Source organism: Bacillus sp. LNXM12-1 (assembly GCF_003004375.1).
GTDB lineage: Bacteria > Bacillota > Bacilli > Bacillales > Bacillaceae > Bacillus.
In genome coordinates, this window is record NZ_PVWX01000005.1 from 153,007 (window position 1) to 165,205 (window position 12,199).

At 38.7% G+C, this 12,199-nt stretch carries 11 protein-coding genes and 1 pseudogene; 4 read left to right on the plus strand and 8 right to left on the minus strand.

The features are described from left to right. Positions 1–48: 48 nt before the first annotated feature. A complete protein-coding gene (locus tag C6Y07_RS17310; protein ID WP_106157105.1) occupies positions 49–486 on the minus strand; it encodes an Rrf2 family transcriptional regulator in 438 nt (145 codons plus the stop codon). A gap of 181 nt (positions 487–667) precedes the next feature. Here C6Y07_RS17310 and C6Y07_RS17315 point away from each other — a divergent pair, with 181 nt between their 5' ends. Further along, complete coding sequence (locus tag C6Y07_RS17315; RefSeq protein WP_106157107.1) at positions 668–1,039, plus strand: hypothetical protein; 372 nt, start codon at positions 668–670, stop codon at positions 1,037–1,039. Between the two features lie 147 nt (positions 1,040–1,186). On the opposite strand, the gene C6Y07_RS17320 is transcribed toward C6Y07_RS17315, so the two are convergent. Both C6Y07_RS17320 and C6Y07_RS17325 read right to left on the minus strand, forming a co-directional pair. Beyond that, positions 1,187–2,515: a 6-phospho-alpha-glucosidase gene (locus C6Y07_RS17320; protein ID WP_106157109.1), complete on the minus strand. Its 1,329-nt coding sequence runs from the start codon at positions 2,513–2,515 to the stop codon at positions 1,187–1,189. 17 nt (positions 2,516–2,532) lie between these two features. Beyond that, the gene (locus C6Y07_RS17325; RefSeq protein ID WP_106157111.1) at positions 2,533–4,122 is read right to left on the minus strand and encodes an alpha-glucoside-specific PTS transporter subunit IIBC; all 1,590 of its coding nucleotides are present in this window, start codon (positions 4,120–4,122) and stop codon (positions 2,533–2,535) included. Positions 4,123–4,270: 148 nt separating this feature from the next. On the opposite strand from C6Y07_RS17325, the gene C6Y07_RS17330 reads away from it, so the two are divergent. After that, positions 4,271–5,035 (plus strand): MurR/RpiR family transcriptional regulator, encoded by a 765-nt coding sequence (locus tag C6Y07_RS17330; protein ID WP_106157112.1) that lies wholly within the window; start codon positions 4,271–4,273, stop codon positions 5,033–5,035. A 132-nt stretch (positions 5,036–5,167) separates the two neighbouring features. Here C6Y07_RS17330 and C6Y07_RS17335 read toward each other — a convergent pair. The 3 genes and pseudogenes from C6Y07_RS17335 to C6Y07_RS17345 form a co-directional block, all read right to left on the minus strand. After that, positions 5,168–5,617, minus strand: a pseudogene (locus C6Y07_RS17335) (SMI1/KNR4 family protein); the annotation flags it as partial. Between the two features lie 110 nt (positions 5,618–5,727). Next, entirely contained in the window at positions 5,728–6,699 is a 972-nt protein-coding gene (locus C6Y07_RS17340) for a tRNA dihydrouridine synthase (RefSeq protein ID WP_106157114.1), read from the minus strand. Between the two features lie 397 nt (positions 6,700–7,096). Next, a complete protein-coding gene (locus C6Y07_RS17345) occupies positions 7,097–8,233 on the minus strand; it encodes a Rap family tetratricopeptide repeat protein (RefSeq protein WP_223254160.1) in 1,137 nt (378 codons plus the stop codon). Between the two features lie 341 nt (positions 8,234–8,574). Here C6Y07_RS17345 and C6Y07_RS17350 point away from each other — a divergent pair, with 341 nt between their 5' ends. Together C6Y07_RS17350 and C6Y07_RS17355 are read left to right on the plus strand one after the other, a co-directional pair. Next, positions 8,575–9,057, plus strand: coding sequence for a hypothetical protein (locus C6Y07_RS17350; protein WP_060595717.1), 483 nt, complete (start codon positions 8,575–8,577; stop codon positions 9,055–9,057). 48 nt (positions 9,058–9,105) lie between these two features. Beyond that, positions 9,106–9,666 (plus strand): hypothetical protein, encoded by a 561-nt coding sequence (locus tag C6Y07_RS17355; protein WP_106071884.1) that lies wholly within the window; start codon positions 9,106–9,108, stop codon positions 9,664–9,666. Between the two features lie 167 nt (positions 9,667–9,833). On the opposite strand, the gene rlmD is transcribed toward C6Y07_RS17355, so the two are convergent. Continuing rightward, entirely contained in the window at positions 9,834–11,213 is a 1,380-nt protein-coding gene (gene rlmD / locus C6Y07_RS17360; protein ID WP_106157156.1) for a 23S rRNA (uracil(1939)-C(5))-methyltransferase RlmD, read from the minus strand. A gap of 60 nt (positions 11,214–11,273) precedes the next feature. Next, the gene (locus C6Y07_RS17365; RefSeq protein ID WP_034664632.1) at positions 11,274–12,182 is read right to left on the minus strand and encodes a diacylglycerol kinase; all 909 of its coding nucleotides are present in this window, start codon (positions 12,180–12,182) and stop codon (positions 11,274–11,276) included. Positions 12,183–12,199: the final 17 nt, after the last annotated feature.

A 12,199-nucleotide genomic window follows, 5' to 3' on the forward strand; every position in this document is an offset into this window, starting at 1 on the left:
ATTCAAGACTTTAAAGATTCTTAATATCTATAATTTATTCAAAAAAAATCACATTTTGAAAAATGGATTTTTTTCTGTCTGCTCAATTTGGCTAGCGATATCAACTAACCGCTTTTGACTTAGCGTTTCCTGCATTTTTGTTTCAACATCCTGCATGACCTGTTCAATCAAACAGTCATCATGAGGCATGAAAGAATCATGCTCTAAAGAACAGCGAAACAAATTCGTTTGCCCTTCTACAGCCTGAATGACGTCTAAAAACGAAATGTCTTCCTTCTGTTTCATAATGGCGTAACCACCTTTTGCACCAGGTGTTGATTCAATCAATCCTGCCTTTACAAGCTTTGTTAAAATTTTAGATAAATAGGTGGGTGAAAGATCTTGCATTTTAGCAAGAGGCTCAACGCCAATTGCTTTCCCCTTCGGCGCAAGAGTTAAAAACACCATCGTATGAAGTGCATAGTTGGTCGCTTTAGAATATTTCATAGGAACATTCCTTTCTATCTATTATAGACCTTTTATATCTGTAATTGATCATAAAAGATTCAAGAAGAAAAAGCAAGTGTTGTGGATCTGCTTCTTTTTTCATTCCACATTCCGCATTTTCTTCCGATAATAAAGGTAAGCACGAATAAAATTTTGATGAAAACTAGAAGGAGTGAAGAAAATGTCAGATCAACAGCACAATGCAGCACACGAAGAAGAAGAGGAATTCAATGTATACGACATGCTTCCGCCCGCAGGAACAATCATTGGTGAAGCAACAGAAGAAGAGATGGAAGCTGCGGCAGCATTAGAAGTGAGACATGTCGCGTTCATGCGCCTTCAAGACATGTTCATTCAATTTGATGGCTCGTCTTACAAAGACTTATTAAAAGACTTCCAAGAATTCGAATATGATTCTACAAAATTCTGGAGAGGTATTGCTAAACGACTTCAAATTCCATACGAATGGCCAATCCGACTCGACCACGCAAACGGTCCAATTTATATTGGTGAAACAGAGGATAGCCGTGAGATTGAGGAGAGTGCAGAGTAAGGAATTGGTGACCCCCCTTTTTGGTGAGGGGGTCTTTTAGTACCCAGTGAAAACCGCTTTGTCGCCATCACAAAAAAAGCGGAATACATGGTTGAAAAAACAAATAAGCATATGAGCGATGTAACGCCCATATTGCTTATTCTCATGTTATGTTAACTCTGGCCAAAAAGCTTTATTTGCCAAAATTAAGTCGTCTAATATATCTTTTGCTACTTTAGCACTCGGCACCGTTTTCGATAATGTGATGGCCTGCCATAGTTTTTGATAGGAACCTTCTTCAAATGCTTCTACTACTAATTTTTCTACGCCAACTTGCTGCTCCATGAGACTTTTTTGAAATCTAGGAATTTCTCCAACCACTAATTTTTCTGGACCGCTGCTGCCAACGATACAAGGAATTTCGACCATGGCTGTTGGGTCAAAGTTCATGATGGCGCCATTGTTCTCTACAATCATCAGCATCCGTTCTTTTTTATTAAAAGCAATGGCTCTTGCTAAATCAACGATATAGGAAGCGTGTTCATCGATGGTTAGCTTTGTTTCCTTCGCACTCCCTTTATCAATGATGGCCTGACATTCACTAAAAACAAAAGCTTCCCGCCCCTCCATCACTTCATTGGCACGCGTGAATTCTATATTTGAATGTGCCACTTCTTCATCTGGAAATAGATAGTATTTCAAATACGTATTCGGTACCGTTTTTGGATCAAGTGCTTGAATATCTTTAGCCTTTTTTAATGTGCTGTTCCAGCTCTTCTGCTGTTCTAGTTCAGATGTTCCATCTGTTGCATAACCATGCTGGCTTACATGCTTAATCACCTCAGGCATTAAGCTATTTCCTGCTTTATCTCGAATATCTGTCCACCAGCCAAAATGATTCAAACCATAGTAATCTACTTCGAGTTCTTTACGTGAAGTTAAGCCTAAATTCTTTGCAATCAATTCTTCGATTCCAATTGGCATATCGCATATATTTAAAATCTTGGCATTCGGTCTTAGCTTACGTGTTGCCTCTGCTACTATCGCTGCAGGGTTAGAATAGTTTAACATCCAAGCTTCAGGTGAGTATTTTTCCATATAATCGACAAGTTCTAATACACCTGGAATGGACCGCATTCCATAAGCTATTCCGCCTGGACCGCATGTTTCCTGTCCGACGACTCCATGCTTCAATGGAATTTTCTCATCTAATTCACGCATTGCATATTTGCCGACACGGATATGCGCCATCACAAAATCAACTTGAGTAAAGGCTTCTTCTGGGTCCGTGCTTGCCAGTAATCGCACTTCTGGTGCTCGTTCTTTTAACATAATCTCACATGCATCTGCAATCGTCTTTTGTCTAGCTTCATCATTATCATAGAGTTTAATTGTATGAATTGGGAACTCCTCTAAATAGTTTAACAGCATCAAAATGATCCCTGGTGTAAATGTACTTCCGCCTCCAGCAATGGTAATATTAAATGTTTTTTTCATGATATCCAGCTCCTTTTTCAATCTAATGAAAGTTTTGTCTCAAACGACTCTCTCACTTGCGGTACACTTAAGCCAACAATGATTTGAATGCTTTGACCACTCTTAGCTATTCCGTGTGCCCGTTTATTTTTTGTAAAGTATTCCCTATCTTTCACCAAGCTAGGGTCAATCACTGTAATACGCAGACGCGTGGCACAGTTTGTCACATCTTTAATGTTTTCTTTACCGCCAAGGCCTTCTAAGAAATAAACGGCTTTCTCTTCATACTCAGACGCATAAACGGGCGCTTCCTTTTTGTCATGACCCTTTTTATTAGCATTCTCATAATCTTGTTTTGTATATAGCCTAGTCTCCTCCTCATGTTTTCGACCTGGTAATGGAATATCAAATTTCACAATCATCCATCTAAATATGACAAAATACAATGCTGTAAATAGACATCCAATCATGGCTTGGATCAGATAAATCCCTCCATGATTTGAAGAGAGCGGAATCCAGTTCAATGCAGCTATCTCAATAAGCCCGGAACCCATCATCCCGACAACACCAAACATATTCATGATTGTCACCATTGTGGCTCCAAGAAGTGCATGTATCACAAATAAATAAGGCGCGAGAAATAGAAATGTAAATTCAAGTGGTTCTGTAATTCCGGCAAATATTGCTGTTAATGTGGCGGGTAACACCAATGCCAAAACCTTTTTTCTATTTTCATTCGGGGTAGAAAAATACATCGCTAGAGCTATCCCTAAACAGCCGAACATCTTAATATTTCCATGCAGTAAAAATCCGTATGGATAAAGATTTTTCAAATCGGAAGTTGAGGTCGCAAATTCATTTAAGTGAGCAATCCAATATGGTTTTAACCCCCCATTTACAGCCGCTGGACCAAACTCAAAAGGTGTATAAATAAAATGGTGAAGTCCTGTTGGAATTAACACCCTTTCCAAGAAATGAAACAGCCAGACACCAATATAACCGGACTGTGACATGAACCCTTGGAGAGATTGAATCCCTTGCTGAACATAGGGCCATACAAAAGCAACGATAAAAGCAATAGGAATCATTACAAAGAATCCGATGATGACAACAAATACAAGCCCTTGGAAAATGCCAAGCATTTCAGGCAGCTTTTGATCATAAAAACGATTATGGATCCAAATCACGATTCCAGATATCATAACCGCACCAATGATACTTGTATCGAGCGTAGGTATACCCGCAATTTCTTTTACACCCGCTACGTTCTCGACACCTTGCGATAAATCTACACCAAAAGTGGACGGCCAAAGTGTCAAAATAGCATGAATATAATTGTTAAACACAAGATAAATCATCAAAGCTGCGAGCGTAGCACGTGCTTGCGCTTTTTTTGCAAGTGAGATGGGCAAGCCAATCACAAATGCCAGCTCCATATGATTGAAGATCGTCCATCCCCCGCTTTCAATCAGTGCCCAAACCTTATACCACATCGTACCTTCTGCAGCCATTTCCCCCATAATCGCTGGATTCTTACATAAAGTCGCAAGGCCTACAACAATACCAAAAAATGCGAATAAAAGTACAGGAACTACCATAGCACTACCAAATCGCTTGATTGCATTCATAAGCATAACCCCTTTGTTTGATCCATAAGACCACTGTAAAGGTAGCGCTTTCAAAAACCAATAGGTTTGACGTATTTAGAAATCAAGTTGTAACATTAGATTATATTTTCACAGGAAGAAAATATTTTCATGTTGGAGGGCACATCGCATGATATTGGACAAGCTGGTAAATGAATACTTCGAAGATTTAAATAAGAATGATCTGCACATTATTAAAACGATTCACGATCACCTTGAAGAAATGAAGACAATGAAAATTCAGGATCTTGCTCATTATGCTCATACTTCCATCTCATCCATCCATCGGCTTGCCAAGAAAATAGGCTTCGACGGCTACAGTGACTTAAAGTCTTATGTGAAATTGAATAATCATACTGAAGAAACAACACAAGATTTAATGAAGCTGCTCGATCAAGATATCCAGCAGACAAGGAAATATATGGAGCAGCTGGACTTTCATCAATTAAATCAACTGATTGATCGCGCACCGTATATTTATGTTTATGGTACAGGAACAGCTCAGCTCGATTTGGCCAATGATGTACAACGACAGTTATGGTCACTGCATAAGAAATCTCAAGTTTTACGAAGTAAGCGAGACTTAACAGATGGAATCGTTGAATTTGGTGAGGATGACCTTTTATTTATCATTTCTTTATCAGGCGAATCGAAGAATTTAGATGAAATCATTCAATTGGTGAAAACGAGACATATCAAATTTATCAGCATGACCACATTGAGGAATAACCTCCTTGCACAAAATGCCATGTTTAACATCTATGTAAGCAGCACCCCGTTTCCCTTGTATAACAAAGTGGACAACTCCAGCTTTCTGCCATTTTACATTGTGGTAGATATTATCGTCAGAAAATTTAGTGAGTGGAAATGGAACCAATTGAATAAGAGGACATAAAAATAACAGGTACAGTTTTGGAGTGAAGTGGTGAAATAATTCATTTTGCTTCATAAAAAAGAGAGACACTTTTGTCTCTCTCAAAAAACACCAAAATATTTTTCTGAAATAAGTGATGACTGCTCAATGTTATTCAGCAGTATAATGCCCAGCAAGCAGTTCATCAAACGAATCCGCTAATTTGAAATCCGTCTCATATTCTAGATCAAAGTAATGAATGGGCGGATGCTCCTTTGTTTCTCTGTAATCCAATGCAATCCACGTATGACCATCCCCACAAATCAGCACAAGTCCCTCAGGCAATTCCCATTCTTCTATTAAATAATCACTATCCATAATGCCTTCATTTTTAGCAATTCCTCTTAAATGATCAAATGACACATGATCCTCTGCCCATCCATTCGGCTGGTCCGTTGGAAAAGCATTATGCAAGGTATAACCGCCATTTTGTTCAAGAATAAGTTTCTTATATGTATCAGGCAGGATGACGCCTAGCTTCTTTTCCGCTTTTGCAATTCCTTTCTCATTGATTTTCTTAAATGTCTCTTCACTTTCTCTGTCTTTATCCCAAAATGATTTCAAATAAAATACCTCCAATTGTTATTTCTATCTTATCTTACCATTTGAGACGACTAGTTTAATAGTCCTATTCATAGAAAAAAGAGAAGGGCTTCTCCTCCTCTTTTCAATCGTTATTGTTCTTTATTTCTCGCTTCAAATTCATCCAGCATTGCACGCACTTCATCTGTTGATGATGTGTTCATTAATTGATTTCTTAGGAAACTCGCTCCTCTGAATCCTTTTACATAAATCTTAAAGAATCGATGCAGTGCCTTGAATGGACGCAAACCTAGTGAGGAGTATTGATCATGAAGATCAAGATGCAACCTTAAAAGCCCTAGCAGCTCATCACTCGTATGCTCCTTCGGCTCTTTTTCAAAAGCAAATGGGTTATGGAAAATCCCGCGCCCAATCATCACACCGTCCACTCCATACTGCTCAGCGAGCTTTAAGCCTGTTTGACGATCAGGAATATCACCATTAATCGTCAAAAGAGTATCAGGGGCTACTTCATCACGCAGTTTTATAATCTCAGGAATAAGCTCCCAATGCGCATCCACCTGGCTCATTTCCTTTCTAGTACGAAGATGGATCGATAAGTTCACAATGTCTTGCTCCAAAATGTGTCTAAGCCAATCGCGCCATTCATCGATTTCTGTAAAACCAAGTCTTGTTTTCACACTGACAGGCAGTCCCCCAGCTTTTGCCGCTTGAATCAGCTCTGCCGCAACATCTGGGCGTAGAATCAATCCACTGCCCTTCCCATTTTGTGTGACATTCGGGACAGGACAACCCATATTAATATCAAGCCCCTGAAATCCTAACTCCGCCATTCCAATGCTCATTTGTCTAAAGTTCTCAGGCTTGTCTCCCCAAATATGAGCAACAATCGGCTGTTCATCCTCTGTAAAGGTTAAACGCCCCTTCACACTTTGAATACCATCCGGATGGCAATAGCTCTCGCTGTTCGTGAACTCTGTAAAAAACACATCAGGTCTCGCCGCCTCACTCACAACATGACGAAACACAACATCTGTCACTTCTTCCATTGGTGCTAATATAAAAAATGGCCGTGGTAAATCACGCCAGAAATTTTTACTCATCTTTCATCCAATTCCTCTCATGACATAGCGCCTTATGGGCATGTCCTTCTGTAAATTCTTTCAGCAATTTTTATCATTATATACTTTAGTTAGGATTCAACGCAAAAGGAGTATAAAATGAACAAAATACTATCAGCACTTTATAAAATATCAAAAATTTGAGGAGACGTAAACGCCGTTCTTACTAAGAAATGTGTTCACGCGATGGGCAGTAAGTAAAGCATCCAGCAAACTAATGAAAAAGATATTCAAATAAAAAAAGCCCTATGCAGGGCTTTTTAAATTGTAATTGCCTTTTCTGTTACATGATAAGTGTTAGAAGTAATAATTTTATCAAGTGACCAACCGGCAGCGAATAACACAGAAAAAATTGTTAAACTGATAAATAACTTTTTCATCATAACGCCTCCGCCATTTTTAGTATTTGTTGTTGAGCTTTAATGGTCTTTTTTAGATATTCTCTATTCATTTCAAAATTCCCTTTTTGATAATGATAATCTGCAAGTTTTTCTGATAACTCTGCAACATCTTGCCATAGATGTTTACTTTCTAAATAACCGAGGCTTTCTTTTACCTCCAATTGATTATATTCTTCAAAAAGTGCATAAATGATTTTTAATTTAGCTATATATTCTTGATCGTCTGCGAGGCTGGCTCTATTTATGCCACAAATAAAATATTGATTTCCTTCATCTTTTTTACCTTGATCGTAGAATACCCATGACAACATATAAAGAGTTCTAATTCCCGAAACCGTTTCGGCGTGTTCTTTAATTTGAATTGAATTTTGAAATTCATTTTCTGCGGTTTCAATTTTCCCCGCCCTCTTTTTGACTAACCCTATATTATGATGTATTACACCAATGATTCTTCGTGCTGTATCCTCTTTAAGCTCTTGAGCCAAACTCAAGGCTTTCCGATAATAAGATTCTGCCTCATCTAAACGGTATAAGTCATACATATTCGCTCCAAATTTGATATTACAACCGACTACTTTCGCTTTGTAAAACTCGCTCGTTGAATACATTTCTTTTGCTTTTTCCAAATGATTTAATGATACGAAATGTTGATCAATACGATAATAAGCATCGGCCAGTTTATAATGAAATTCCGCTCTTTCTATATCATCAGGTACATTCTTTAAATGTTCTTCAGCAATCTTATAAAAATTTATAGCAGCAACATAATTCTTGTGATGGAATTCGTGCATACCTCTAAAGAAGTTTGAATAGTAGTCAAGCGTTCCTTTGACATGAGGTTGTTTGTTCTCTATTTCTTTGAGTAAGTTGGGTAAAGTGGGGCGTTGTTGATTCATTTCAATAGGCTCAAGACTCTCAAGCATGAGTCGATGCCTAAACTCCATTAATTGATAATAAAGTAGTAAATCTTGATCCTCTTCCATGTTCTCTATTTCTCTTTCAACCTGTTCTTTTAAAATCTCTGCATCCGGCACGCTGAATGTTCTTATAAATCTATACCAATCATTTATCAAGATACCAACTTGAGAAGAAAGAATTTTCTCCACTCCTACCATCCCCTTCCTTGCCATTCCCTATAATGACATATATTATCATTTTCAGAATAATTCCACACCGAAAAGAAACCGCAATTTCCATAAAAATCAAATAGATACACGAATTTATCACATTGCAAAAAATACAGTACAAAGATACCATTTATCCTTAATACGGTTGCTGTTACAATTTTTGTATACATGTAGAAAGGAGTGATTATCCTATATAAAAGACCTATACGGATTTAAGACATATTTCACTGGATTTTCTTAAGATGTATTTTATAATTGAGGCTTAAACAACAAGATTTTTCTAGCTTTATAAGCAGCCTCTTCATTAAATTTTCGGAGGCGAAATTAACATGACTTTTAGAAAAAAATTTGTTCCTGTACTACTAAGCGCAACTTTATTAACTTCCGGTCTTGGTGCGACTACTGCGTTTGCAGCAGATCCGGCTAAATCAACAGGACCATTACATACGAAGGTGTATAAAACTTCTTTACAACAAGCCGCGACAAATAACAGTACCAGCCCTGTCCAATCCAATTCTTTAGCAACTCAAGCTACAACAAATGGAGATGTTTCTACTCAAGGTGTTGTTTCGTGGTCATATAAAGCTTTCAGAGGTGCTTTACGTTCTGGTGGATGGTTACTGTCAAAAGCATTGAAACCCTTTAATCCAAAGGCTGCTGCTTGGATCAGAAAGAATTCTGCCAAAATCGCAAATATAATGGATAAAGGGGAAAAGTGGACGGAAAAACAATTCATAAAAGCTTTTACTAAAATAGGCGCTCCTAAAGATGTTGCTAAAACTTTGGCAAAGTTCATCGTTAATCTTATCTAAATAACAAGTGCTATTAGTTTCTAATAGCGCTTTTTTATGGAGGTATTCATGTCTTTTTCTTACGTGATTTCATTGACTTTTTTAATACTCCTTTTAGTGTCTATCATACTCTATACTTTTTTCAGAAAGAAAAACGTTGTAGATGAAGCCCCTGGCGCTATTGCTGCCGTTCTTCTTATTTTACTAATATTTTTTTCCCTAAGTTTCGTTATTGCCCTTCCAACTGTTATGCTTTATCTAGTCTCATTGGGAGTGAATTTTCTTTTCGGTGAATACATTACTTATGATTCATTTTTCTCTTTGATGACCTTTTCGTTGTTAGTTAGCATTATCGTGATTTTTTGGTCATTTATAGTTTTATTTATAGGGAAGGGAATCATTTTTTTATTGAAGGTCCCAAAATGGATAACTTATATTTTAGAATTTTTTGCTTCGTGGGCTCTTATTTACTTTTCAATTAAATATGTACTAAATATGGAGATAGTTGAAGTTTCTATATGGGGAAATGGTGTATTAATTTTATCTTTCTTTGTTAGCTTTCTATATATCGGACTTGATATCATATCCTCTGCGATTGATCAAAAAAATCAAAAGAACATAGAAGAATAGCCCCCCATCCAATAAAGGACAGGGGGCTATTTACTCATAGATATTATTTTATACCGCTTTTCTAACACTGCTGCTTTAATCTTTGGACCATAGATGCTATCAGCAGAAAGCCTATGCATCATCCTGATATCGATGTTTTTCTCGAAATCGGGATGTCTTTCAATACATTAATGATTAATCACAAGACTTGCCACACACTCCACATGACTCGTATGCGGAAACATATCCACAGGCTGCACTTCCTCTGTCACATACCCGCCTTCTTCAAGAATACGCAAATCACGAGCAAGCGTCCCGGGGTTACAGGAAACATACACAACTCGGTTTGGTTTCATCTTTAAAATGGTGTCAAGCAGTGCTTCGTCACAGCCTTTTCTTGGCGGATCGACGACGAGGGTGTCTGCTTTGATGCCTTCTTTATACCAATTTGGGATGACGGTTTCTGCTTCGCCGACTGCGAATTCGACGTTGTTGATCTCATTTAAGGCAGCGTTGCGTTTTGCGTCTTCAATTGCTTCTGGCACAATTTCTACGCCATATACTCTGCCTGCTTTTTGGGCGAGAAATAAGGAAATTGTACCGATTCCGCAGTATGCGTCGATAACGGTTTCTTCGCCTTGCAGCTCGGCATATTCAAGGGCTTTGTCGTAAAGTACCTTTGTTTGGGCTGGGTTCACTTGATAAAACGAGCGGGCTGAAATGGCAAATTTGATGTCGCCAATCGTGTCATAAATGTATTCTTCTCCCCATAAAACAGTCGTTTCGTCTCCGAAAATGACATTTGTTTTCTTTGAATTCACGTTTTGCACAATTGACCGAACGTGTGGGAAGCGTGCTATAATCTGCTCAATCACCTGCTGCTTTTGCGGAAAGTCAGCCGTTCTAGTGACAAACACAACCATCATTTCACCTGTTGCAATACCGTAGCGAACCATGACATGACGCAGCCAGCCTTTGTGCCGCTCTTCGTTATATGCTTTAATGCCAAACGCATTGCATATGTCTTTTACCGCCTGTACCACTTCGTCATTTTCTGATTGCTGGATCAAACATTTTTTCATATCGATGATTTCATGGGTACGCTGCTGATAAAATCCTGCAACAAGTCCGCCTTCCCGTTCGCCAACTGGAACTTGTGCTTTGTTTCGGTAATTCCAAGGGTCTTCCATGCCTAGTACAGGATGAACTTTTACACGTCTCATATCAAGCTTGCCAACCCGCTCTAAAACGTCCTTTACTTGTTTCTGTTTAAATAGCAGCTGGCCTTCATAGCTCATATGCTGAATTTGACAGCCTCCGCACTGCTTGTAGATAGGACATGGCGCATCTTGCCTGTGCTGACTTTCCTTTGTCAGCTCCATGAGTCGTCCAAAAGCAAATCCTTTTTTGACACGTGTGACTTTGATTTTCCCTTGTTCGTCAGGAAGGGCATTCGGTACAAAGACAGGGAACCCTTCAATTTTCGCTACACCTGCACCTTCGTGCGTTAAGTCTTCGAAGGTTACATTGTAGTATTCATTCTTTTCAACAGGCGGTTTCATTTTCACCAATTTTATCACCTCATTTGCAAAGAAAAACTTGGCGCCATAAGGAACCAAGTTCAATCTCTACCCTATTTTTTCAGCTGTTGCTTTTGGCACTATAAATTCTATATGACGATACAGGTTTTCAAATTCACCTGGCAGCATGCCGCCGAATTCGCCATCTAAATTTAATTGCATTTTATCTTTTACATCTACCTTCACGCGATTCGCTTTTGCGTAGATGACATTGTTATCATGAATATGCTCGCCTCGCAGTGCAAGGCTGACTACTCGAATGGCTTCTGCTAAATTGACCTTCTTTAAAATAATCAGGTCAAACATTCCATCATCTAAAATGGAATCTGGCGCTAGCTTTTCAAAGCCGCCTACTGAATTTGTGAGTGAAACAAGAAACAGCATGATTTCTCCATGAAACAATTTGCCGTCATATTCAATTTCGACTTCTGTCGGGCGGATAGAAGGAAGCATCTCCATGCCTTTTAAATAATAAGCAAGCTGTCCAAGCATTGTCTTCAGCTTACTAGGCACTTCATAAGTGAGCTCTGTTAACCGGCCGCCGCCTGCAATATTAATAAAATAATGGCCGTTGACTTTACCGATATCAAGCGGCTTCGCTACACCATCAATAATGGCATCTGTCGCTTTTAAAACACCTTCTCGCGGAATGCCAAGTGCTCTTGCGAAGTCATTTGTTGTTCCAACAGGAATGATTCCTAGTTTTGGTCTTTTTTCAAGCGGTGCTAGTCCGTTGACGACTTCATTGATCGTGCCGTCTCCACCTGCTGCTACAATTAAATCAAAGTCTCTCTGTGCAGCTTTTTCAGCTGCTTGTGTCGCATCTCCTGCACATGTGGTTGCATGACAAGATGTTTCATAGCCAGCTTGTTCAAATTTTTGCAAAACCTGCGGCAAATTCTTCTTGAAGAGTTCACGCCCAGATGTCGGATTGTATATAATTCGAGCACGTTTCATTCATCATCATCCTATAT

Coding starts and splice junctions, on each gene's coding strand:
- C6Y07_RS17310 (WP_106157105.1), bottom strand. CDS start 486: ATGAAATATTCTAAAGCGACCAACTATGCACTTCATACGATGGTGTTT.
- C6Y07_RS17315 (WP_106157107.1), top strand. CDS start 668: ATGTCAGATCAACAGCACAATGCAGCACACGAAGAAGAAGAGGAATTC.
- C6Y07_RS17320 (WP_106157109.1), bottom strand. CDS start 2,515: ATGAAAAAAACATTTAATATTACCATTGCTGGAGGCGGAAGTACATTT.
- C6Y07_RS17325 (WP_106157111.1), bottom strand. CDS start 4,122: ATGAATGCAATCAAGCGATTTGGTAGTGCTATGGTAGTTCCTGTACTT.
- C6Y07_RS17330 (WP_106157112.1), top strand. CDS start 4,271: ATGATATTGGACAAGCTGGTAAATGAATACTTCGAAGATTTAAATAAG.
- C6Y07_RS17340 (WP_106157114.1), bottom strand. CDS start 6,699: ATGAGTAAAAATTTCTGGCGTGATTTACCACGGCCATTTTTTATATTA.
- C6Y07_RS17345 (WP_223254160.1), bottom strand. CDS start 8,233: ATGGTAGGAGTGGAGAAAATTCTTTCTTCTCAAGTTGGTATCTTGATA.
- C6Y07_RS17350 (WP_060595717.1), top strand. CDS start 8,575: ATGACTTTTAGAAAAAAATTTGTTCCTGTACTACTAAGCGCAACTTTA.
- C6Y07_RS17355 (WP_106071884.1), top strand. CDS start 9,106: ATGTCTTTTTCTTACGTGATTTCATTGACTTTTTTAATACTCCTTTTA.
- C6Y07_RS17365 (WP_034664632.1), bottom strand. CDS start 12,182: ATGAAACGTGCTCGAATTATATACAATCCGACATCTGGGCGTGAACTC.